General features: G+C 65.7%; 19 protein-coding genes. 10 read left to right on the forward strand and 9 right to left on the reverse strand.

Going from position 1 to position 21,284, the window contains the following annotated elements:
- The first annotated feature begins 15 nt into the window (after positions 1-15).
- Together XM53_RS10815 and XM53_RS10820 are read left to right on the forward strand one after the other, a co-directional pair.
- Positions 16-897, forward strand: a complete 882-nt coding sequence (locus XM53_RS10815) for a LysR family transcriptional regulator (RefSeq protein WP_057793168.1) — start codon at positions 16-18, stop codon at positions 895-897.
- Complete coding sequence (locus XM53_RS10820) at positions 894-1,772, forward strand: DMT family transporter (RefSeq protein ID WP_057793170.1); 879 nt, start codon at positions 894-896, stop codon at positions 1,770-1,772. The genes XM53_RS10815 and XM53_RS10820 overlap by 4 nt, the downstream gene beginning before the upstream one ends.
- On the opposite strand, the gene XM53_RS10825 is transcribed toward XM53_RS10820, so the two are convergent.
- From XM53_RS10825 to XM53_RS10835, 3 genes are read right to left on the reverse strand one after another with little or no spacing between them, the layout of a single operon-like run.
- Positions 1,773-2,408: a hypothetical protein gene (locus XM53_RS10825; RefSeq protein ID WP_057793171.1), complete on the reverse strand. Its 636-nt coding sequence runs from the start codon at positions 2,406-2,408 to the stop codon at positions 1,773-1,775.
- Between the two features lie 20 nt (positions 2,409-2,428).
- Positions 2,429-3,421: a glycosyltransferase family 61 protein gene (locus XM53_RS10830; RefSeq protein ID WP_057793173.1), complete on the reverse strand. Its 993-nt coding sequence runs from the start codon at positions 3,419-3,421 to the stop codon at positions 2,429-2,431.
- A complete protein-coding gene (locus XM53_RS10835; protein WP_057793175.1) occupies positions 3,411-3,740 on the reverse strand; it encodes an ArsR/SmtB family transcription factor in 330 nt (109 codons plus the stop codon). The genes XM53_RS10830 and XM53_RS10835 overlap by 11 nt, the downstream gene beginning before the upstream one ends.
- Before the next feature lie 145 nt (positions 3,741-3,885).
- Here XM53_RS10835 and XM53_RS10840 point away from each other — a divergent pair, with 145 nt between their 5' ends.
- Positions 3,886-5,547 (forward strand): DUF6504 family protein, encoded by a 1,662-nt coding sequence (locus XM53_RS10840; RefSeq protein ID WP_057793176.1) that lies wholly within the window; start codon positions 3,886-3,888, stop codon positions 5,545-5,547.
- 230 nt (positions 5,548-5,777) lie between these two features.
- Here the strand turns inward: XM53_RS10840 and XM53_RS10845 are convergent, their stop codons facing one another.
- The 4 genes from XM53_RS10845 to XM53_RS10860 all read right to left on the reverse strand — a co-directional run bounded on the left by XM53_RS10845 (position 5,778) and on the right by XM53_RS10860 (position 12,268).
- Positions 5,778-8,150 (reverse strand): DUF1989 domain-containing protein, encoded by a 2,373-nt coding sequence (locus tag XM53_RS10845; protein WP_057793178.1) that lies wholly within the window; start codon positions 8,148-8,150, stop codon positions 5,778-5,780.
- Positions 8,151-8,183: 33 nt separating this feature from the next.
- Positions 8,184-10,190, reverse strand: a complete 2,007-nt coding sequence (locus XM53_RS10850; RefSeq protein ID WP_057793180.1) for an ABC transporter permease — start codon at positions 10,188-10,190, stop codon at positions 8,184-8,186.
- Positions 10,183-11,220 carry a quaternary amine ABC transporter ATP-binding protein gene (locus XM53_RS10855; protein ID WP_057793182.1) on the reverse strand — a complete coding sequence of 346 codons (1,038 nt, stop codon included), beginning with the start codon at positions 11,218-11,220 and terminating at the stop codon, positions 10,183-10,185. Before XM53_RS10855 ends, XM53_RS10850 begins: the two co-directional genes overlap by 8 nt.
- A gap of 91 nt (positions 11,221-11,311) precedes the next feature.
- Positions 11,312-12,268 (reverse strand): ABC transporter substrate-binding protein, encoded by a 957-nt coding sequence (locus XM53_RS10860; protein WP_057793184.1) that lies wholly within the window; start codon positions 12,266-12,268, stop codon positions 11,312-11,314.
- 187 nt (positions 12,269-12,455) lie between these two features.
- Between XM53_RS10860 and XM53_RS10865 the strand changes: the two genes are divergently transcribed.
- The gene (locus tag XM53_RS10865) at positions 12,456-13,385 is read left to right on the forward strand and encodes a LysR substrate-binding domain-containing protein (RefSeq protein WP_057793186.1); all 930 of its coding nucleotides are present in this window, start codon (positions 12,456-12,458) and stop codon (positions 13,383-13,385) included.
- Positions 13,386-13,470: 85 nt separating this feature from the next.
- Here the strand turns inward: XM53_RS10865 and XM53_RS10870 are convergent, their stop codons facing one another.
- Positions 13,471-14,043, reverse strand: coding sequence for a GNAT family N-acetyltransferase (locus tag XM53_RS10870; RefSeq protein WP_057793188.1), 573 nt, complete (start codon positions 14,041-14,043; stop codon positions 13,471-13,473).
- Positions 14,044-14,179: 136 nt separating this feature from the next.
- Positions 14,180-15,106, reverse strand: a complete 927-nt coding sequence (locus XM53_RS10875; RefSeq protein ID WP_057793190.1) for a histone deacetylase family protein — start codon at positions 15,104-15,106, stop codon at positions 14,180-14,182.
- A gap of 183 nt (positions 15,107-15,289) precedes the next feature.
- Between XM53_RS10875 and XM53_RS10880 the strand changes: the two genes are divergently transcribed.
- From XM53_RS10880 to XM53_RS10905, 6 genes are all read left to right on the forward strand, one after another.
- On the forward strand, positions 15,290-16,699 hold the full coding sequence (locus XM53_RS10880; protein WP_057793355.1) for a mechanosensitive ion channel family protein: 1,410 nt from the start codon (positions 15,290-15,292) through the stop codon (positions 16,697-16,699).
- Between the two features lie 33 nt (positions 16,700-16,732).
- Complete coding sequence (locus XM53_RS10885) at positions 16,733-17,401, forward strand: FAD-binding oxidoreductase (protein WP_057793192.1); 669 nt, start codon at positions 16,733-16,735, stop codon at positions 17,399-17,401.
- Positions 17,402-17,645: 244 nt separating this feature from the next.
- Positions 17,646-18,002 (forward strand): ribosome silencing factor, encoded by a 357-nt coding sequence (gene rsfS / locus XM53_RS10890; protein WP_057793357.1) that lies wholly within the window; start codon positions 17,646-17,648, stop codon positions 18,000-18,002.
- The gene (rlmH, locus tag XM53_RS10895) at positions 18,003-18,473 is read left to right on the forward strand and encodes a 23S rRNA (pseudouridine(1915)-N(3))-methyltransferase RlmH (RefSeq protein WP_057793194.1); all 471 of its coding nucleotides are present in this window, start codon (positions 18,003-18,005) and stop codon (positions 18,471-18,473) included. It begins immediately after the preceding gene.
- A gap of 155 nt (positions 18,474-18,628) precedes the next feature.
- Positions 18,629-20,146, forward strand: coding sequence for a 2,3-bisphosphoglycerate-independent phosphoglycerate mutase (gene gpmI / locus XM53_RS10900; protein WP_057793195.1), 1,518 nt, complete (start codon positions 18,629-18,631; stop codon positions 20,144-20,146).
- On the forward strand, positions 20,143-21,282 hold the full coding sequence (locus tag XM53_RS10905; RefSeq protein WP_057793198.1) for a murein hydrolase activator EnvC family protein: 1,140 nt from the start codon (positions 20,143-20,145) through the stop codon (positions 21,280-21,282). The genes gpmI and XM53_RS10905 overlap by 4 nt, the downstream gene beginning before the upstream one ends.
- Positions 21,283-21,284 lie beyond the last annotated feature (2 nt).

Raw genomic sequence — 21,284 nt, forward strand, 5'->3', positions numbered from 1 at the left:
CGAGCGAGGCCCCTCATGGACAGCTGGGATGAAGTCCGCACTGCCTTTCACGTGGCGCGGGTTGGAACGGTCAGCGGTGCGGCGGACGCGCTTGGCGTGCACCACGCCACCGTCATCCGCCATATCGACGCGCTGGAGGAGCGGTTGGGCGTCAAGCTTTTCCAACGCCACGCCCGTGGCTATTCCACCACCGAGGCGGGCGAGGATCTGTTGCGCGTGGCCCAGGCCACCGACGACCAGTTCAGCCAGCTGGCGGGCCGCATCAAGGGACGCGGCAACGATGTGTCGGGCGAGATGGTCGTGACCTCGCTGGGTGGCTTCAGCCACCTTCTGGTGCCGGTCCTCACCGAATTCCGGCAGGACTATCCCGACATCATCCTGCGCTACCTGACCGGCGACCGCCTGTTTCGCCTGGAATACGGCGAGGCGCACGTGGCCATCCGCGCCGGCCGCGCTCCCGATCAGCCCGATAACGTGGTGCAGCCCTTCTATACCCAGGCGCACACGCTTTACGCCGCGCAATCCTATGTCGACAAGCACGGGCTTCCCGCCTCCGAGGCCGCGTTCGACCAGCACTGGTTCATTAGCGCCGACGATCCCAAGAACCGCGCGCCCTTCAACCTGTGGCTTCGACAGGCCGTTCCCGAAGAGCGCATCATTTTTCGCAGCCAGGACGTGCACGCCCAGCGCCGCGCGATCACCGAGGGCGCGGGCATCGGCTTTCTCAGCACGCTGCTTGCCAACCAGATCGGCGGCCTGACCGAAGTGCTGCCGCCGCGCGAGGACTGGTCCGTTCCGATCTGGCTGGTGACCCACATGGACCTGCACCGCACCACCAAGGTTCAGGCCTTCCTGCGGTTCCTCAAGGACCGCGCCAAGGCATGGCAGACCGAATGAGCGACCGGCTGCGCGGCCATGCCGCGATGCTGGCCTTTTCCGGGCTGATCGCCGGGTCCTTCGCGCTTGGCTCGATGGCCGCGCCTCATATCGCGCCTACCGCGCTCAACGCCGTGCGGTTCATCCTTGCCTCGGTCCTTCTGGGCAGCGCGGCCTGGGCGACCGTCGGCATCCCCCGCACCACGTGGCAAGCGCCCTGGCGCTACCTGCTGCTCGGCGGGTCGATGGGGCTTTATTTCGTGATGATGTTCGAGGCGCTGAAAACCGCCGCCCCGGTCAGCGCGGCGGCGGTCTTTACCCTGACGCCCATCATGTCGGGGCTATTCGGCTATATCCTTCTGCGGCAGGTCATGACCCCGCGCATGGGCGTGGCGCTGGCCATCGGGGCGGCGGGAGCGCTCTGGGTGATCTTCGATGCCGATCTTCAGGCGCTCTTGCGGTTCGAGATGGGCCAGGGTGAGGTCATCTTCTTTTTTGGCTGCATTGCCCACGCCTTCTATACACCGCTGGTGCGCAAGCTGAACCGTGGCGAGCGGCCCATCGTCTTCTCCTTCGGCGCCATGGTCGCCGCCGCCGGGCTGATCGCGCTGGCGGGATGGTCCGACATGCGCGGCACCGACTGGCCCGGCCTGCCCACCATCGTCTGGATCACGATTCTCTACACCGCCGTCGCGGCCACGGCGATCACCTTCGTGCTGCTGCAATATGCCTCGCTGCGCCTGCCCAGCGCTAAGGTCATGGCCTATACCTACCTTACGCCCACATGGGTGATCTGCTGGCAGGCAGCTTTGGGTCACGGCCTGCCCCCGCCCCTGATCCTTGTGGGTGTCGGACTGACGATCGTGGCGCTGGTCCTGCTCTTGAAGGACGAATAGCTACTCTGCCAGATCCCGCGCCGCCTCGTAAAGCCGCCGGAACTCGTCGCCGAACGCCTCCTCGGGAACACGACGCAGGAAATACTGCACCGTGCCGATCGGCGCCGGCAGTTGCACATCCATCGTCATCGTGTCGCCGGTGCAAGTATAGGTGATCGTCGGCGCGTACCGCGCTCCGCCCATCACCGGTGCGGTCATGCCATCGCCATTGGCCGTCATCGAAAACAGCGCCGGGGCCGAGCCTGCGTCGCAGAACGTGATCCGCCCAGCGTCGCCGTTAATGAACCCCACCTGTGTCGGCGCAGCCAGGTCCATCCGCACGTCCACCACATCCCCCGTTTCGATGAATGTATCGGTAAACTCCGTGGCATGGTGGAACGGCAGCGTGTGATAGAACCCGTCCTCGTAGATCGAGATCCCCAGCGCGGGCGACGCGCCCGCCGCGATTTCACGGATCACGCGGTCAGGCACCATCCCCTGCAAAGCGTCCCGGATGCGTGCCGGCGCCGTGTTCTCACCAACCCAGTGTCCGATCATGCATGGGTCACCCACGGGAAGCGGCGCGACACAGGCATTCTGGGCCACGGCGGGGGCAGTCCAAAGGGCCAGCATCAGGGTGGTGACAGTCCATTTCATCGCACGGTTCCTCCTTTTAGTCAGAGAAACCCGCCCGCCTCCAGTTTCCGCACAAGGCGGCGATAATCCATGGGCGGCGGCACGTCCTCTGACATCCGTCCGTCGTCCCGGCGCAACAGCGCGTTCATTTTCACAAGGTCCACGTCGCAGAAAGCCTCGATCTGGTTGGCCAGCGCATCGAACGCCCCCTGCCGCCAGCGACGCTGGATCAGGCCCACCTTGGTGCCGGGCCGCATCACGAACGGCGCCAGGTGAAAGGCCGAGCCGTCGGGTCCCACGATCTGCCACGCGGCGGCATAGCGGGCGCATTGCTCCGGCAGGCTGTGGCGTTGCGGATGCAGGACCGTGTAGCCCGCCTTGCGCATCAGCCGCTCGATCCGCTCTTCCTGGTCCACCATCTGGCCCGGGCGTTTCAGCAGCGACCGTGACAGATAGACCTTCTCGTCCCCCTCGGGCGTCACCGCCGCCTGAAGCTGCCCGCGAATGAAGCGGCGAAACTCCGGCGTGCCGGTGATCCAGTCACGGTGCCCCATGCCTTGCGTCGGCACGTCCAGCACCTCGACCCGGACTGGGGTTTCGACGAAATGCATTGGCAATCCACCGCTCAAAAGGTCCACGAACGCCTTCAGCCGCCGCTGGAAAACCGCCCCAAAATCAATGCCATGCATGGGGATCAGGACCAATCCGTCATATCTGCGCTGCCCCAAGGGCCACATCCGCGATATGCATTCCAGCAGGAAATGCCCGAAATGATGCCGCCCGATCCCGATGAACAGGTGCCGCCCGGACAAGACCTCCGCCGACTCCGGCAAATCCGGCTGCGCGGTGAAGCGATTTGCCGAATAAAGCGTGCGCGACTGCTCAACGAAATTCCCGTTGGAACGAAACACCCCGCAGGCCAGCTCCCGCCCTTCCGACATCGGCGTCACCAGCGCCTTTTCGACCGTCTCGACATAAGGCTCCGGCAACACGCGCGGATCCAGGCCCGCGCCGGGCGCCGCGTCATCCATCATCGCGAAACTCTTTCGCCAGGAACTGCTCGAACGCATCCAGATGCACCGCCTCGAACTGGCCGAAGCTCTGCATCCAGATGCTCGCGTCGCGCAGGGCATCCGGCTCCAGCTTGCACCACACCACCCGGCCCCGCCGTTCCTGGCTGATCAGGCCTGCGCGGGTCAGGATGCCAAGGTGCTTCGAGACGGCGGCCAGCGACATCTCGAACGGTTCGGCCACGTCCGTTACAGCCATGTCATCCTCCAGCAACATCGACAGGATCCTGCGGCGGGTCGGGTCGGCCAGTGCGGCAAAGACGGTATCGAGCGATTGGGCCATGGTGCACCGTTTAAGCCTTGCGGCACTGGCCGCGTCAACTGTCTTGGCCCTTCGCGCGGCATTGCGGACTCGACTCCGGTGCCGGGACGCCCTAATTTGGAACAAATCAAGAACAATTATCTGCTGCTGATCCGGTCCCGCTGCCATGCCCGAACGGCGTATCCTTTCTGTCTGGTTCCCCCGGCTGGGGGCCGAACGGCTGCTGCGGCGGACCGGGCTGGATTCGGACGTGCCCTTTGCCGTGGTTCGCGACACCGGGCAGATGCAGGTGCTGTGTTCGCTGTCCGAGGCGGCCGAGGCGGCAGGGCTGCGGGTGGGCCAGCCCTTGCGCGATGCCCATGCGATGTGCGCGACGCTGGTGACGAAACTGCAAAACCCGCACCAGGAGGCGGCGTTTCTGGCCAGCCTCGGGCGGTGGGCCGAACGGCTGAGCCCGTGGGTGGCGACGCAGCCGCCCGATGCGTTGCTGGTGGACATCACGGGCTGCGCGCATCTTTTCGGCGGTGAAGAGGCAATGACATGTCAAGTCATTGAGGAAGCTGCGTTTTCCGGGTTGACCACGCGTTGCGGGCTGGCCGGCACCGTGGGCGCGGCCTGGGCGCTGGCGCGCTATGCCAGAGCTGTGCCGGGCGCGAATCGCAGCGGTGACGCCATCGATCAGGAGGCCCGCGCGACCCGGTCCCGCGCGGCCAAGCGGCGGCACTGGGAACGCGGCGGCGCGGCGCCTGTGGCGGGCGTAAGCCGCTCTAATACAAGGCCGTTTTCCATCGCGCCACCCGGGCAGGCGCGCACGTTCCTGTCGCCCCTGCCGATTGCAGCCCTGCGGCTGGAGGAAGACCAGATCGCCGCCCTCAACCGGCTGGGCCTGCGCAAAGTGGGCGACCTCTTGAACCAGCCCCGCGGGCCGCTGGCCCGGCGCTTTGGCCGGGGGCTGCTCTTGCGGATGGATCAGGCGGTGGGGGCGGCGCCGGAACCCGTCTCTCCGGCGCGGGTGAAGCCCCGGCTGGCGACGCGGCTGACCCTGCCAGAACCCATTGGTTTGATTGACGATTTGCAGGCCGGGCTGGAGCGGCTGGTGCCGCGTCTGTGCCAGCTTTTGGCGGATCAGGGACAAGGCGTGCGCAAGGTCCGGCTGGAGGCGTGGCGGGCCGACGGCACCATGGGCTGGATCGAGGCCGGGCTGGCGCGGGCGACGGATGAGCCCGACCGCATCCGCCCCCTGCTGGCCATGCGGCTGGACGAGATCGACGCGGGCTTTGGCATCGACGCTTTGCGGCTGGTGGCTGCCGTGAGCGAGCCCATCCAGCACCGCACCGCCGCCGGTCACCTGGACGCCACCGCCGCGGCCCGCGACCGGCTGGCGCGGGATACCGCCGTGGAGGATCTGATCGGTCGCGTCGGCGGGCGGATCGGGCTGGAGGCCATTACCCGCCTGCACCCGGCCAGCAGCCATATCCCTGAAAAGACGTCACAAATCCTGGCCGCCGCGTGGTCGGAACCCGCCGTGGAGTGGCCCCGTCCCGCCACGCCGCGCCCCCTGCTGATGTGGTCGCCGGAGCCGGTAACCGCGCCGGACGCACCGCACCTGCCCGCCACCTTTCGGTGGCGCGGGCGGGCGCATGAGCTGGCCGAGGCCAAGGGGCCGGAGCGGATCGCGCCGGAATGGTGGCTGGACGATCCGAACTGGCGGTCGGGGGTCAGGGATTATTGGCAAGTGGTCACCGGCAGGGGGGAGCGGTTGTGGCTGTATTACGCCCATGGCGGGACGATGTCGTCGGGGTGGTTCTGCCAGGGGCGGTTTGCGTAGGCGAATCAAAAGGTTAAGAATGTCGTTTTGCGAAAATCCGTGTCGGTATCGCGTCGGTATTTGGGTGGTATGGGATCGGTGTGGTGGTCCGGGGACCGGAATTAACAGGGCGTGCGGCGGGGCGCGTGGGTTTTCACCCACCCTACGCGGACGCGGTGCCTGGACAGGCCCGGGACGGGGTGGACGTAGGCCGGGATTCATCCCGGCCCCGGTGGCGGGGTAAAACCGCCCTAAGCGTAATTGCCCTTCACCCGTTCCTTGGTCGGGTCGAAATGGGGATAGGGCACGACCTTGGCCTTGAGGCGTTTCTGCAACCCGTCCAATTGCCCCACCTCGATATCCGTTCCCGGCTCGGCGTGGGTGACGTCCACGCGGGCCAGCGCGATGTTTTTGCCGAGGATGGGGGATTTCACCGCCGAGGTCACCTCGCCCACCTGCGCCTTGCCGATGCGCACGCAATCGCCCGGGCTGGCGACGCGGCCGCCTTCGAGTTCCAGCCCGACCATCTTGCGATGCGGATGCGCCTTGCGTTCTTCCAGCGCGGCGCGCCCGATGAAATCGTCGTTCTTGGATTTCAGCGGCACGGTAAAGCCGATGCCGGCCTCGAACGGGTCGGTCTGGTCGTCGAACTCGGAGCCTGCAAAGATCAGGCCGGCCTCGATCCGGATCATGTCGAGCGCCGCCAAGCCCAGCGGCTTCAGCCCCATCGGCTCGCCCACGGTCCAGATCGTGTCGAACACCTCTTCGGCGTCCTTGGGATGGCAGAAGATCTCGTAGCCCAGTTCGCCGGAATAGCCGGCACGGCCCACGACCACCGCCGTGCCGTCGAAATCATTGAGGCGCGCGGGGGTGAAGCGGAACATGCCCAATTCCTCCAGCGTGGGGTTCGCCGGGGCGGTCCAGATGATCTCTTTCAGGATATCCCGGCTGAGCGGCCCCTGCACGGCCACGTTATGCAGCTGATCGGTGGAATTGCGCACCCAGGCATTGAGGCCCAGTTTCTCGGCCTGTTCGCGAATCCACAGGCCGGACGTGTCGTTGCCGCCGATCCAGCGGAAGGAATTTTCACCCATGCGAAAGAGCGTGCCGTCGTCGATCATGCCGCCGTGTTCGTAGCAGATGGCGGTATAGACCAGCTGTCCCACGGCCAGCTTCTTGACGTTGCGGGTGACGCAATACTGAATCAGCTCCTCGGCGTCGGGGCCGGTGACCTCATATTTGCGCAGGGGCGACAGGTCCATGATCGCGGCCTTCTCGCGGCAGGCCCAGTATTCACCGATCGTGCCGACCGACGGGAAGGAATTCGGGAGCCAGTACCCGTTATACTCGACAAAGTCCCTTGTGTGCTTGGCAAAGCAGTTGTGGAACCCGGTTTCCTTGGTGTGTTCCAAAGGCGCCTCCGCTGATTTTCTGTAGCCGACAGAGCGGCTGAAGCTGTTGGTCTCGGAATAGGTGCGGACCTGAATGTCGGTGGGATTCCAGCCGTTCGCCTCGTCCACGTCGCAGGGACAGGCGGTGGAGACGCAGACAAGGTCGGTGAGCGCGCGCAGAAGCACGTAATCGCCCGGGCGCGACCACGGGTCGTCCATGCCCAGCGCGTTCGTCTCGTCCAGCATGGTGTTGAAGAAGAAGTTGATCGCGGGCCAGCCGGCGCGGGGGCGGATGCCGTATTGCTCCAGATCGCGGTTCATGTTGTCGGAACAGTTGACGTGGCCGGGATAGCCCAGATCCTCGTAATAGCGCGCGGTGCAGGCCAGGCCGAACGTGTCGTGGCGGCCGCAAGTGTCCTGCACGATCTCGACCAGCGGTTCCTGATCGACGTTCCAGTATTTGGCGAAGATGCCCGGCTGGGGATAGAGCGAGCCCATCAGGCTGCGCGTCGTGGTCGGGTCGATTTCCCGGTCGAGCCCCTTGTCGAGCGATCGCAGGGAAAACGCCTGAAAGTCCGAGCATTCGCGGCCCTGCACGTCCAGCACCTGGATGAACTGGCCTTTCTGGACGTGATAGGATTTCGCCTGCCCCGGCTGGATGTTGATGTCGTGGATCGGATCGGCCAGCGGGTCGGGCGGCATATGCCCGCCCTTGGCGATGCCGGGATCGGCGCGGCGGATATAGAGGATCAGGTCGGTGGGCGGGGCCTGCGTGCCCGGGTCCATCGGGCCGCCGGGGGCGGCGACGATCAGCAGGCCGTCGCTGTCGGCGTGGAAGGTGGCCATTTCGCCCGCGCGGGAGCCGTCTGCGAAGATCTTGATGCATTGCGCATCGCCCAGCTTGAAGCCCGCGCGGTCGAGCGCCGAAGCGACGCGACGGCCCGAGACCGAGCCGTTGTCGAGAACTGAAAGCACGCCATCGGGGCGTCCATGGCTGGACGCGCCAAGGCGGCCGGGGTCGGATTTGCCGTCGGGGGTGAAAAACACCATCTCGCCGGGTTGCAGTCCCTGGAAATCCAGCACGGAAATCTCGTCGCCGCGATAGATCGGCACGGCGCGCGAGCCGCCGCCGGGGATGGGGTGCCGTTCGGTGCCGTGGGGCAGGATGGGCAGGCCGGGCGTGATAACGCCGGCGCGTTCATAGGGGGTCTCAAAGACAGGCTTAACGGTCATGGATGTGCCTTTTATCACTCGTGAATTGTGCCATCAATCGAGGCCCAACGCCTTTTTGCGGCGGTTGGCCCAGCTGAGGATCGCCATGTCGAACGTGAGCGCCATGAGCGAGACATTGATCCCGAGGACGAAGTTTTTCCCCAGATCGGTGCCCGCCAGCGTGCGCTGAAGCTCCTGGCCCAGGTCCTGCGTGCCGATGAAGGCCGCGATGATGACCATGAAGAAGGCGAACATGATGCCCTGGTTGAAGCCGACGGCCATGGTGGGCATCGCGAGCGGCAGTTGCACCGAGGTCAGTTTCTGCCAGCGCGAGCAGCCGGCCATGTCGGCGGCCTCGGTCATCTCGGCGGGCACGCTGCGCAGCCCCTCGATGGTGTAGCGGGTGAGCGGAACCATGGTGAAGATCACGATGGACAGCACCACGGTGGTGTCGGTGATCCCGAAAAGCATGATCGCGGGCAGCAGGTAGATGAAGCTGGGGAAGGTCTGCGCGGTGTCGCAGGCCAGCAGCATCCGTTCGGACCATTTTTCCGACCGCGCGGCGAGGATGCCGATGGGAATGCCGATCAACATCGAGATCGCCATGGCCGAAAGCACCGAGTATAGCGTGATGACCGACCGATCCCACCAGCCGGAGAAGGCGACGATGGAGAAAAAGATCGCGGCATAGATCGCCGGTTTCTTGCCGCCCACGCCATAGGCGAAAGCTACCACCAGCAGGATGAAGGCCGAGGTGGGGATCCACAAAAGCGCGTCGCGGAAGGGGATCAGGACCCAGACGTTCAGGACATAGCGGATCGTGCCGGTGATCGCCTGAACGGAATCGAGGTTGAGGAACGCCTCGAACACGCCGTCGATCTCGCGCCCCATGGACAGCGACTGGCGGCGGCCCACCTCGTTCAGGATCTCGATGGGTTGGGCCAAGAGGTACAGCCCGGCGAAGACCACGACCGACAGGACGGTGTACTTGTAGCGGATGTAGAAGGGCGTGTCCTTGGGGTGATGCTCGGGCAGCTTGCGCACCCAGGCCTTGGAAAGGCGGTCGAGGGTGATGGCGACCAGCACGATGGTGATCCCGATCTCGAAGGAGCGACCCAGTTTGAGGGAGTTCATCATGGCGAGCAGCTTGCCGCCCAGCCCGGGCATCCCGATGAAGGCGGTCAGGACGACCATTGCAAGGCAGAGCATGATGACCTGGTTCACGCCCACGAGGATTTCCGTGCGGGCCGAGGGGATGAACACCTTGGTCAGCATCTGCCAGCGGGTGGCGCCGGACATCTTGCCGGCCTCGACGATCTCGGGCGAGACCTTTTTCAGGCCCACGGTCGTCATAAGGATCATCGGCGGGGTGGCATAGATGGTGGTGGCGATGGCCCCCGCGGTGGGGCCGACCTTGAAGAAGATCACCGCCGGAAGCAGGTAGGTGTAGAAAGGCAGCGTCTGCATCACCGCGAGGATGGGCTTGATCGCGTTGTCGAACCACTTGTATTTCCACGCCGCGATGCCGATGACGAGGCCCACGAAAAAGCCCAGGGGCGCGGCGACCAGCAGCACCGAAAGTGTCTGCATCGTCAGCTCCCACTGGCCCATGAAGGCGGTCCAGACAAAGGTGCCCCCGGCCAAGAGCGACAGTTTCCAGCCGCCTAGGTAATAGCCGATCACGGCGGCCAGCCCCGCCACGGCGGCCCACGGGATGGGGTCGGACATGTAGGGCCAGCGGTACTTGCCCTCCAGCAGGTTGGCGGTGACGCCCAGCAGGAAATCGAGCGGGCCTTCGGCGAACCAGCGGGTGATGTAGATCAGGCCGAAGCGCCCCTCCTGCATGTCGCCGGTGATGACGTCGAAGAACGCGTCGAGCCACTGGGCCAGCGGGGGAATCCATGCCTCTGGCAGGCGGACCAGGAAATCGGGCAGAACGGGCTTGGCCGCGCAAAGGATGATGGCGGCCAGCAAAAGCGCCACCAGCACGGGGTCGCGGGTGGCGCCGGGCTGGCGCATCGACAGGGACGTGCGGGTGGCGTTGGTGGCGACGTCAGCCATTGGCGCTGTCCCCCAGAAGCACCTCCAGCGCCTCTTGCCGGGCCATTATGCCCATGATCTTGCCGTCTTTGCCCGCCACGGGCAGATGCTCGCGCGGGTCGCTGACCAATTGGCGCGCGATCTGGTGAATGGTGCGGTCGCCTGCGATAGGGTCGCCCTCGACGGCGTGGCCGTTGACGGGTTTCGCCAGAACGCTGGCGTGCACGACATGGGCCTTGTCCACATCCTCGGTGAACTTGCGCACGTACTCGGTCTGCGGGTCCATCACGATCTGGTCGGGCGTGTCGCATTGCTCGATCGCGCCGTCCTTCATGATGGCGATGCGATCGGCAAGGCGCAGCGCCTCGTCGAAATCGTGGGTGATGAAGACGATGGTCTTGCCCAGCATCGCCTGAAGGCGCAGGAATTCATCCTGCATCTCGCGCCGGATCAGCGGGTCGAGCGCCGAGAACGGCTCGTCCAGGAACCAGATGTCGGGTTCGATGGCGAGGCTGCGCGCGATGCCGACACGCTGTTGCTGGCCGCCCGAAAGCTCGCGCGGGAAATACTCCTCGCGGCCTTCCAGACCCACCAACTTGATCACTTCCAATGCGCGCTCGCGGCGCGCGTGCCGGTCCTGTCCGCGCATTTCCAGCGGGAACGCCACGTTTTCCAGAACCGTGCGGTGCGGCAGCAGACCGAAGGACTGGAACACCATGCCCATTTTCGAGCGTCTGAGTTCGATCAGCTCTTTCTCGGGGAGGGCCATGATGTCCTGCCCCTCGACCTCGATCGTGCCGCCGGTGATGTCGTGCAGGCGGGAAAAGCAACGCACAAGCGTCGACTTGCCGGAACCGGAAAGCCCCATGATGACCAGCATCTCGCCCTTGGCGACCTCGACCGAGACATCCTTGACCCCGGCGATATAGCCGTCGGCACGAATATCCTCATAGCCGTGCCCGGCGGGCATCGACTTGAGGTATTGGCGCGGGTTGGGGCCGAAAAGCTTCCACGCGTTGCGGCAGGAAATGACGGGGCTGTCGGTGGTCATGAGGCGGCGTGTCCTTGAATTGGCGCCGGCGGTGCGGACCGCCGGCAAGGCCCTGCCCGGTACAAACGCCGGACAGGGAAAGGCGAAAAGGTCAGGTGCCGCCGCCGGGCAGCCAGCCTTTCCAGACGTCCTCGTTGTCTTCCAGCCAGATTTCGGCGGCTTCCTCGGGCTCGTAATCCTCGATGTCGACCAGCTTGGCCATCTCGGCGATCTGCGCGTTGGTGAACGAGATCTTGGTCAGCACCTCGTAGGCGTTCGGCCACTTGTCCTTCATCCCGTCCCAGGCAGCCTTTTTCAGGTAGCCGTCGGCGGGGTTGCCGCAATCGTAAAGCGCGTCGGGGTTCGGGCCCTTGGCGGGGTCGGTGTCGCAGCCGTCTTCCCAGGCCGGAAACTCGACGAATTCACCGGGCCAGACGGCCTCGGCGAAGTTGGGCGTCCAGTTGAAGACCAGGATCGGGGTCTTGTCTTCTTCGGCCGACGCGATATGCGCCCAGAGCGCGGCGGCGGAGCCCGCGTTCTTCACGACATAGTTCAGGTCCAGCGCCTCGGCGCGTTCCTTGCCGTGCTTGAGCCAGTCGACGGGACCATCGAGGAACAGGCCCTTGTCGCCGGTCTCGGGTGTGGCGAAGAGTTCGGCACAGTCATTGAGCGCCTTCCAATCGGGCAGGCCTGGGCAGGCGTCCTTGGTCCACATCGGGTACCACCAGTCCTCGCGCGTGACGGCATCGTGGTCGCCCGCGTCGTGCAGGCCGCCCTTGGACAGCGCCTCGCGGAAAGAGGCTCCGAACGCACCTTCCCAGACTTCCAGTTCCAGCGTCACGTCGCCAAGGCGGATCGATTCGTAGACCGCCTGGCTGTCGGTGGTGACGAATTCGACGTTGTTGCCCATTTCCTCGAAGATCTGGCCCACCGCGTGGCTCATCACGATCTGGCTGGACCAGTTGTGCAGCGGGATGACGATGGGTTCGGAACTGTCCTCGGCGGCGAAACCGGCCGAGGCCGAAGCCAGGGCGATGGCCGTCGCGGACATCAATGCTTTGATTTTCATGGTAACTCCCAGTTGGCTGTCGGGCCTGATTCTGCGTGCCGGCCCTGTGTTAGCGGGCGCAGTATCGCAAAGACCGGGGGAAGTTCTGATTATAAACTTTTTGTGCAATGCCTCTAATAATGTTTGGCAAAGCCGGGCGGGCGCGGATAGGGTTTGCGCATTGTCCCGAGTTTGAGGAGTGTGAAGGATGCTGCGCAATCGCGCCGTGTTGCCGCGCCTTGACTACCTGCTGGCCTTCGAGGTGGCCGCGGAACTGGAGAGCTTTGCCGCGGCGGGCAAGGAACTGAACGTCTCGGAAACCGCCATCAGCCGCAAGATCCGGTTGCTGGAGCAGCATTACCAATGCGCGCTGTTCGTGCGCGGACACAGATCGGTGCGGCTGACGGATATGGGGCGTAAGCTGCTATCGGGGATCACGCCGGCGCTGAAGACGCTGGTGCGGGTGTCCGAGGATATGTGCGCGGAGTTGGAGAAAAGCACGGTGCGGCTGGCGGCGACCAACTCGGTCTCGTCGCTGTGGCTGATGCCGCGGCTGCGGGCGTTTCACGAGGCGAATTGCAACATCACCATCGCGCTGACCTCGTCGGACGTGGATGCAGAATGCCTGGCCGAGGACATGGACCTGGCGATCCTGCGCGGCGAGGGCGACTGGCCGGGGTACGAGGCGACGCGGCTGTTCGGCGAGACGGTGTTTCCGGTCTGCGCGCCGGGCTACCTGCAAGGGCGGGCGCGGATCGACAGCATCGAGGCGCTGCGCCGGCATGACCTGATCGAGGTCAGGAACAACCACACCGAATGGCTGAACTGGCGCACCTGGCTGGACCGGAAGGGGGCCGACCCCGACACGGTGCGCCCCTCGGCGTCGGTCAACACCTATCCGCTGGCGATCCAGGCGGCGCGGGACGGGCTTGGCATCGCGCTGGGTTGGGGGCACCTGGTGGATCATCACCTAGAGTCGAGTGACCTGATCCGGCCCATGGGGGCCGAGCATGTGCGCACGCGCTCGGGCTATTACCTTTTGCGGCGGCAAGGAGAGGAGCCGCGCCACGAGAGCGCCATCGTGGCGCATTGGCTGTTGCAGGAAAGTGCCGCGCGACAGAGATACGCGGCGGAGTGAGGGCGCCGGGGGTCGCGCAGATTATTCTGCGAATAATCTGAGCCCCAGAAAATTCGTACGAATTTTCTGGGGCTCCGGCGTTTTATCAGAACGGTGGACGCAGGACCGCGTGCAGGTAGGTGCGGGTTTCGCCAACCATCTCCTCGGCCAGCGACAGGGCCGTGGGCCAGGGCGGGTCGAGCGTGGCCTCGACCTCGCCGATGTCGAAGGTCAGCGTGGCGTCGTGACGGCGCGCAAGGCGCTGCATCCGTTCGTTTTCGCGCAGGCACATCATGTAGAGCGAGCGCACGCCCCGGTTCTGCGCCGCCGCCAGCATCCGTACGAAAAGCGCGTCGCCGATGCCCTCGTGTTGCCAGTCGGGATCGACGCTGAGCGCGATTTCTGCGCGCACGGGCCAGCTGTTCAGAAGCATCCGCAATTCGCCGACGCCGTGCAGGTCGCCGTCGACGAAGGCACCGTAGACGACGCTGTCGAGGCCAAGCAGGGTTTCGGCATACCCGGCGACGAAGTCTTCGGTCACGCTGGCGCCGAAGCGCAGGCGGCGGGTTTCGCGGTCGAGCCTTGCGAAATGGTCCAGCAAAAGCCGCTTGTCCGCCGGCCACAGGCGGCGAATATCTGGCTGAATCAGTATCTTATCATGAGTGACGTCGGCATTCATGGTCTTGGACTCCTTGGCGCGGGCCGGGCCCGGGCAGAGGTGTCCTCCCTGATGCGAAGATAATGCCGCAGCGCGGCATTTTCCATGAAGTTTCGGTGAAACCGTTAATTTACGTCACGGCAGGGCGGCCCGCTGCTCAGCCCGCCGCCCGGATCAACTCGTCGACGTGCACCGCGCCGCTGGCGGCCAGCGCGCGCAAATCATAGCCGCCTTCGAGGCTGGAGACCACGCGCCCCTGGCACTGCTCTGCCGCGATTTCGCACAGGCGGCGCGTGACCCAGGCGAAATCGTCTTCGCGCAGGTTCAGGTTGGCCAGCGGGTCGTCGGCATGGGCGTCGAAGCCTGCCGAGATCAGGATCAGCTCGGGCTTGAACTCTTCGAGCCGGGGAAAGACCTGGCCTTCGTATTCCTGCCGGAAGCCCTGCCCGGCCGTGCCCGGTGCCAAGGGCACGTTCAGCACGTTGTCGTGATCGCCGGTTTCATGCGCGCCGCCCGAGCCGGGCCAGAGCGGCATCTGGTGGGACGAGATGAAAAGCGCGCGCGCCTCGCCGCGCAAGAGGTCCTGTGAGCCGTTGCCGTGATGCACGTCGAAATCCACCACCGCGACGCGGGACAACCCGTGCCGTTCCAGCGCGTGTTTCGCGGCAATGGCCACCGTGCCGAACAGGCAAAAGCCCATCGGCGTCGCCGTTTCGGCGTGGTGGCCCGGCGGGCGCATGGCGACGAAGGCGTTGCCGACCTCGCCATCCAGCACCTTGTCCACCGCCAGCATTGTGCCGCCCACGGCCCGCGAGGCGCAGTCGAACGAGCCGGGCGACAGCCACGTGTCGCCGTCAAGCTGGTTGAAGCCCTGCGCGGGAATCGCCTCGCGCACCATGCTGACGTAATCCTGCGGATGACACAGCGTCAGGTCCGCATCGGTCGCCAGCGGCGCCTCGGCCCGGATCACGTCCTTGCCGTCGAGCGCGGGCCACAGGTGTTCCAGCCGCGCCACGCGTTCGGGGTGGCCGTCGGGCGTGACGTGGTTGAGACCGTCCTCGTGGGTGACAAGTAGCGTGGACATGGGCGCGGCTCCTCCTTCTTTGACGCGTTTCGGGGCGGCGACGGGGCCGCGCCGAATGTTCACAACAGCTTAGAGGCCATGCGGCGACTGTCCAGCGCGACTTGTCCACACGCGGGGGGCGTGTAAGGTATTGCCATGGAAGAGGATGCCGCCACAGACACCGCCACCGGCGAAGACGCCGGAATGAGCTCGCCCGCCGAGGCGACGCCGGACCTGGCCAATGACGCGATCGAGCAGGCGCAGACCATCGCCATCGGGCTGTGGGAACAGGCGCAGCTGTTCGTGGCGGGCCTGCTGCGGCCATGGAGCCTTTACCAAGTGGGGATCATCCTTGGGCTGTGGGTCGCCGCGACGGTACTGGCGCGGATCTTTGGCCCGCATTTGCATAACTGGATGCGCACGCGCGAAGGTTGGCCCAAGTGGCGGATGCGCTTTCTGGTGATGATGCACCGGCGGCTGCGGCTGATCTTCATGGTGCTGCTCATATGGCCGGTCTACCTGGTCATGCAGGAGGTGACCTGGCCCAGCCGGTCCTACCTGATCGGCGTCATGGCGAGCCTTGCCACCGCGTGGCTGTTCATCGCGATAATCACGCGTCTTATCGGCAACGCCTTTCTGCGCGGCATAGTGCGCTACGCGGCCTGGACGTGGGTGACCCTGTCGATCCTCGGCCTGACCGAGGATACGATCCAGATCCTCGACAGCGCGGCGGTCAACATGGGCGAGATGCGCCTGTCGGTCTGGATGGTGCTGCAGGCCATCGCGGTGATCGCGCTCCTGATGTTCCTGGCGCGGTTCGTCTCGACCACCTCGGCCTCGCGCATCCGGTCGAACAAGGACATCTCGCCGTCGATGCAGGTCTTGGCGGTAAAGGTCATCCAGATCCTGCTCTATGGCGCGGCGTTCTTCATCGGGCTGCGGGCCGTGGGGGTGGACCTGACCGGGCTTGCGGTGCTGTCGGGGGCCATCGGTGTGGGCCTTGGTTTCGGCCTGCAGAAGGTGGTGTCGAACCTGGTGTCGGGGGTGATCATCCTTCTGGACAAGTCGATCAAGCCCGGCGACGTCATCAGCCTGGGCGAGACCTTCGGCTGGATCAACAGCCTTGGCGCCCGCTATATCTCGATCACCACGCGGGACGGCAAGGAATACCTGATCCCGAACGAGGACCTGATCACCGGGCAGGTGGTGAACTGGTCGCATTCCAACGAGTTCGTGCGGCTGGATATCTATTTCGGCACCGCCTATGGCGACGACCCGCACCAGGTGCGCAAGGTGGCGATCGAGGCCGCCAAGGGCGTGGAGCGTGTGCTGTCCTTCAAGGCGCCGGTGTGCCACATCGTGGGCTTCGGCGACAGCAGCGTGGATTACATCCTGCGGTTCTGGATCAGCGACCCGACGGGCGGGCTGACCAACATTCGCGGCAACGTCTATCTGGCTCTGTGGGACGCGTTCCAGGAACACGGCATTTCCATTCCCTTCCCGCAACGCGAGGTCAAGGTGCTGGAAGGCTCGGAGCTGGGCACGCGGGCGCTGGACCGGGGCAACCCGGGCAAAGCGCCGCAGGACGGCACGGCAGAGGAACAGGGCGGCTGAACGGGGCGTTACCGGGCCAAAAGGAGAAATCTGATGGCCCATACACTGACCCTGCAATCGCAGGAAAGCGTCACCCACGACACGCATCGCTATGTCTTCGACCGTCCCAAAGGCTTTGACTTCGAGCCGGGACAGGCCGCGGAATTGGCGATCTGCCGCGAAGGATGGAAGGACGAGGGGCGGCCCTTCACCTTCACATCGCTGCCCGCGGACAGTCACTTGGAATTCACGATCAAGAGCTACCCGTCGCATGATGGCGTGACCGAGAAGTTGCCAGACCTGGCGCCGGGCGAGCACGTCACGCTGGACGGACCCTTCGGCGCGATCACCGATGAGGGGCCGGGGTTGTTCCTGGCTGCGGGTGCGGGCGTCACGCCTTTCATCGCGATCCTGCGGAAGCGGGCGAAAGAGGGTGATCTGGACGGCTGTCAGCTGATCTTTTCCAACAGCAAGGAGAAGGACATCATCCTGCGCGACGAATGGCAGGGGATGGACGGCCTGAAGGTCGATCATGTGCTGTCGGACGAGGACGTGTCCGGGCTGCATCATGGCAAGGTCGACAAGGCGTTCCTGGAGGCTCACGCGAATCTGTCCGGTCAGGTCTATATCTGCGGGCCGCAAGGCTATGTCGACGCGATGCGCGACGCGGTGAAGGAGCTGGGCGTTCCCGGCGACCGCATCCACACCGAGGAAGGCTGGTAAGGGCGCGGTGTCCTACACAGTCGGGTGTACGTGGCGGGACGCTGCCGTTTTCCGGGGCGCGAGGGCCACAGGCCCGTGCGCTTCGGGAAAGCCTTCATTGAATTGTGACACGCCAGTTGCTATTTTCGTGTCACGCTCGGCACCGGGGCGGATCGGTGCGTAGTAGAAGGAGGACAATGTCCTGTCTCTTACAATCGACGCGGCTCCGGCCGCTGAACGGGGCGCGGGTTTGAGCGCGTCCGACATGGCGACAAGCAGTGACGCACAGCTTGCGCGCATCCTTTCCGCACTCGACGAAGACAAGGCCGAAGAGATCGTCCAGATCGACCTTCGCGGCAAATCCGCGATCGGCGATTACATGGTGATCTGCTCGGGCCGGTCCTCGCGCCAGGTGACGGCCATCGCCGAAAAGCTTTCGGAGCGGCTGAAAACCGAAATGGGCGTGCTGACCAAGGTCGAGGGCAAGGACGCGGGCGACTGGGTGCTGATCGACACGGGCGACGTGATCGTCCATGTCTTCCGCCCCGAGGTGCGGGACTTCTATCAGCTTGAAAAGATGTGGCTTCAGGGTCACGGGGCAGCCCAGGCCGCCAAGAGCTGAATGCGCGTCCATATCTGCGCGGTGGGCCGGATGAAGACCGGCCCGGAACGCGCCTTGCTTGATGATTACCTGGTCCGGTTCGACCGGACCGGACGCAGCCTGGGGCTTGGCCCGGCAGAGATGCACGAGGTCGAGGACCGCAAGGGCGGCGGCGTGGAGGCCAAGGCGCAGCTGCTGGAGCGCGCCTTGCCCAAGGGGGCGGTGATCGTGGCGCTGGACGAGCGCGGCAAGCTGCTGACATCTCCTGAATTTTCCCAACAACTGGCCGGCTGGCGCGACACGGGCCGGGGCGACGTGGCCTTCGTGATCGGCGGCGCCGACGGGATCGCGCCCGCGCTGCGGGACCGGGCGGAGGTCACGCTGTCCTTCGGCAAGATGGTCTGGCCGCACATGCTGGCCCGGGTGATGCTGGCCGAGCAGCTTTACCGCGCGGCCTCGATCCTGGCGGGGGCGCCGTATCACCGCGCGTGATCCGAAGGAGTGGCTGCGCCACGCTTCATAGCATTGATGAGGGGCGCTGCCCCTCAAACTCCCCGGGATATTTCGGGCCAGAGGAAGCGGGCAAGAAAGCGGTTCACCACCCGGTTCAGACGGGTTAGAAGCGGCCTAAGATTCAGGAGGCAGGATTGAGCGCGCCAAGACCGGTAGTTCTGTGTATTCTCGACGGTTGGGGGCTGAGCGAGGAGCGCGAGGCGAACGCGCCCGCGCTGGCCGCGACGCCGCATTTCGACCGGCTGATGGAAACCTGTCCGAATGCCACGCTGATCACGCATGGCCATGATGTCGGCCTGCCCGAGGGGCAGATGGGCAATTCCGAGGTCGGGCACCTGAATATCGGCGCAGGCCGCGTGATCGAGATGGATCTGCGGCGCATCGACCGGGCGATAGAGACCGGCACCTTCGGCGCGCTGCCCGGGTTCGTTCGTTTTGCCGACAAGGTCGAGGCCGCGGGGGGCACCGCGCACCTGCTGGGCGTGCTGTCGGATGGCGGGGTGCACAGCCATATCGGGCACATGATCGCGGCGGCCAACGCGCTGACGGCACGGGGTGTGCCGGTGGCCATTCATGCCTTCACCGACGGGCGCGACGTGGCGCCGACCTCGGCCAAGGTATACCTGGAGGCGTTGCGCGCGGCGCTGCCCATGGGGGCTCGGATCGCCACCGTTTCGGGGCGGTATTACGCGATGGACCGCGACAACCGCTGGGACCGGGTGCAGCTGGCCTACGAGGCGCTGGCCCATGGCGAGGGGTACACCGCCGACACCGCCGCCTGCGGCATCGACGAGGCCTATGCCAAGGGCCGCACCGACGAGTTCATCAAGCCGCGCGTGCTGGGGGATTATGACGGCATGAAGGACGGCGACGGTCTGTTGTGCCTGAATTTCCGCGCCGACCGGGCGCGCGAGATCCTGGCCGCCTTCGCCGACCCCGAGTTCGACGATTTCGAGACCGGCAGGCGCCCGGCCTTTTCCGCCGTCAGCGGGTTCACCGAATATTCGCGCCGGCACAGCGCCTACATGGACTGCATCTTTCCCGACGAGCAGCCCGAGAACACGCTGAGCGCGTGGCTGGCGAAACACGGCAAGCGCCAGTTCCACACCGCCGAGACCGAGAAGTACCCGCATGTGACGTTCTTTCTGGCCGGGGGACGCGAGACGCCCGAGGACGGCGAGGCGCGCTACATGGCGGCCTCGCCCAAGGTGGCCACTTATGACCTGCAGCCCGAGATGTCGGCGGGCGAGGTGACCGACCACCTGGTGGAGGCCATCGGCGAAGGATACGATTTCATCGTGGTGAACTATGCCAACCCCGACATGGTGGGCCATACCGGCGACCTGGGCGCCGCGATCCGGGCCTGCGAGGCGGTGGATGCGGGGCTGGGCCGCGTGCTGGCGGCGCTGGACGACGCGGGCGGCGCCATCATCGTGACCGCCGACCATGGCAATTGCGAGACCATGATCGACCCCGTCACCGGCGGGCCGCATACCGCGCACACCACCAACCCGGTGCCGGTGATCGTCAAGGGCGCGCCCGAGGGGTCCACCTTGCGCCACGGGCGGCTGGCCGATCTGGCACCCACGGTGCTGGACCTGATGGGCCTGCCCAAGCCCGACGAGATGACCGGGCAGAGCCTGCTGCGATGATCCGCGCGGGGCTTTTATCGCTGGCCTTGCTGGCCGCTGCCCCGGCCACTGCGCAGGACCCGGGCGCCGATGCGCGCGCGGCGTCGGACCGCCTGAACCGCGCCGCCGCGCTGATGGAGGCGGCCGATGGGGCGGCCAACCGCGTCAAGGCGCTGACCGAGGTGGTGGGCGCCTATGAGGACGGGCTGGAAGCGATGCGCGAAGGGCTGCGCCGCGCCGCCATTCAGGAAGAGGCGCTGTCGCGCCGCCTGCAATCGCGCGAAGACGAGATCGCCAGCCTGCTGGGCGTGTTGCAAAGCATGGCGCAATCCGAGGGACCGGTGCTGTTGTTGCATCCCTCGGGGCCGATCGGTACGGCGCGGTCGGGCATGATCATATCCGACGTGACACCGGCGCTGGAAACCCGTGCCGCCGCGCTGCGTGCCGAGCTGGAGGAGGTCACCGTGTTGCGGACGCTTCAGGAAAGCGCCCTGGACACCCTGCGCGAGGGGCTGAAAGGCGCGCAGGACGCCCGCACCGCGCTGAGCCAGGCGATTGCCGACCGCACCGACCTGCCCCGCCGGTTCAACGAGGACCCGGTCAAGACCGCGCTGCTGGTGGCCTCGACCGAAACGCTGGAAGGGTTCGCCAGCGGGCTGAGCCAGATCGCGGTGGACGAGGTGCCGGGATCTCTGCCCGGGATCGACGCGCGCAAGGGCAGCCTGCGCCTGCCGGTCGAGGGGCGCATCCTGCGCCGCGCCGGAGAGGCCGATGCCGCCGGGATCGTGCGCCCGGGCATCGTGATGGCCACCCGCCCGCGCGCCCTGGTGACCACGCCCGCGCCCGCCACGCTGCGCTATCGCGGCGAGCTTCTGGATTACGGCAACGTGGTGATCCTGGAGCCGCAGGCGGGACTGTTGATGGTGTTCGCCGGGCTTGACGTGGTCTATGGCGACATCGGCGAGGTTCTGCCGGGCGGCAGCCCCATCGGCCTGATGGGCGCCCCCGAGGGCGCGGATGGGCGCGACACTAACGCGCTCTTGATCGAGAATGGCAAAGATGCGGGTGCGTCCCGAAGCCAAACCCTTTATATAGAAGTGCGAGAAGACAACGAACCCGTCGATCCGGAGACCTGGTTCGAGACAAACGAAGGATGAGC

It is taken from the genome of Roseovarius atlanticus (genome assembly GCF_001441615.1).
GTDB lineage: Bacteria > Pseudomonadota > Alphaproteobacteria > Rhodobacterales > Rhodobacteraceae > Roseovarius > Roseovarius atlanticus.

Coding starts and splice junctions, on each gene's coding strand:
- XM53_RS10885 (WP_057793192.1), top strand. CDS start 16,733: ATGGCCCATACACTGACCCTGCAATCGCAGGAAAGCGTCACCCACGAC.
- XM53_RS10905 (WP_057793198.1), top strand. CDS start 20,143: ATGATCCGCGCGGGGCTTTTATCGCTGGCCTTGCTGGCCGCTGCCCCG.
- XM53_RS10855 (WP_057793182.1), bottom strand. CDS start 11,220: ATGACCACCGACAGCCCCGTCATTTCCTGCCGCAACGCGTGGAAGCTT.
- XM53_RS10825 (WP_057793171.1), bottom strand. CDS start 2,408: ATGAAATGGACTGTCACCACCCTGATGCTGGCCCTTTGGACTGCCCCC.
- XM53_RS10815 (WP_057793168.1), top strand. CDS start 16: ATGGACAGCTGGGATGAAGTCCGCACTGCCTTTCACGTGGCGCGGGTT.
- XM53_RS10835 (WP_057793175.1), bottom strand. CDS start 3,740: ATGGCCCAATCGCTCGATACCGTCTTTGCCGCACTGGCCGACCCGACC.
- rlmH (WP_057793194.1), top strand. CDS start 18,003: ATGCGCGTCCATATCTGCGCGGTGGGCCGGATGAAGACCGGCCCGGAA.
- XM53_RS10860 (WP_057793184.1), bottom strand. CDS start 12,268: ATGAAAATCAAAGCATTGATGTCCGCGACGGCCATCGCCCTGGCTTCG.
- XM53_RS10850 (WP_057793180.1), bottom strand. CDS start 10,190: ATGGCTGACGTCGCCACCAACGCCACCCGCACGTCCCTGTCGATGCGC.
- XM53_RS10865 (WP_057793186.1), top strand. CDS start 12,456: ATGCTGCGCAATCGCGCCGTGTTGCCGCGCCTTGACTACCTGCTGGCC.
- rsfS (WP_057793357.1), top strand. CDS start 17,646: ATGGCGACAAGCAGTGACGCACAGCTTGCGCGCATCCTTTCCGCACTC.
- XM53_RS10820 (WP_057793170.1), top strand. CDS start 894: ATGAGCGACCGGCTGCGCGGCCATGCCGCGATGCTGGCCTTTTCCGGG.
- XM53_RS10870 (WP_057793188.1), bottom strand. CDS start 14,043: ATGAATGCCGACGTCACTCATGATAAGATACTGATTCAGCCAGATATT.
- XM53_RS10830 (WP_057793173.1), bottom strand. CDS start 3,421: ATGATGGATGACGCGGCGCCCGGCGCGGGCCTGGATCCGCGCGTGTTG.
- XM53_RS10875 (WP_057793190.1), bottom strand. CDS start 15,106: ATGTCCACGCTACTTGTCACCCACGAGGACGGTCTCAACCACGTCACG.
- XM53_RS10880 (WP_057793355.1), top strand. CDS start 15,290: ATGAGCTCGCCCGCCGAGGCGACGCCGGACCTGGCCAATGACGCGATC.
- XM53_RS10840 (WP_057793176.1), top strand. CDS start 3,886: ATGCCCGAACGGCGTATCCTTTCTGTCTGGTTCCCCCGGCTGGGGGCC.
- XM53_RS10845 (WP_057793178.1), bottom strand. CDS start 8,150: ATGACCGTTAAGCCTGTCTTTGAGACCCCCTATGAACGCGCCGGCGTT.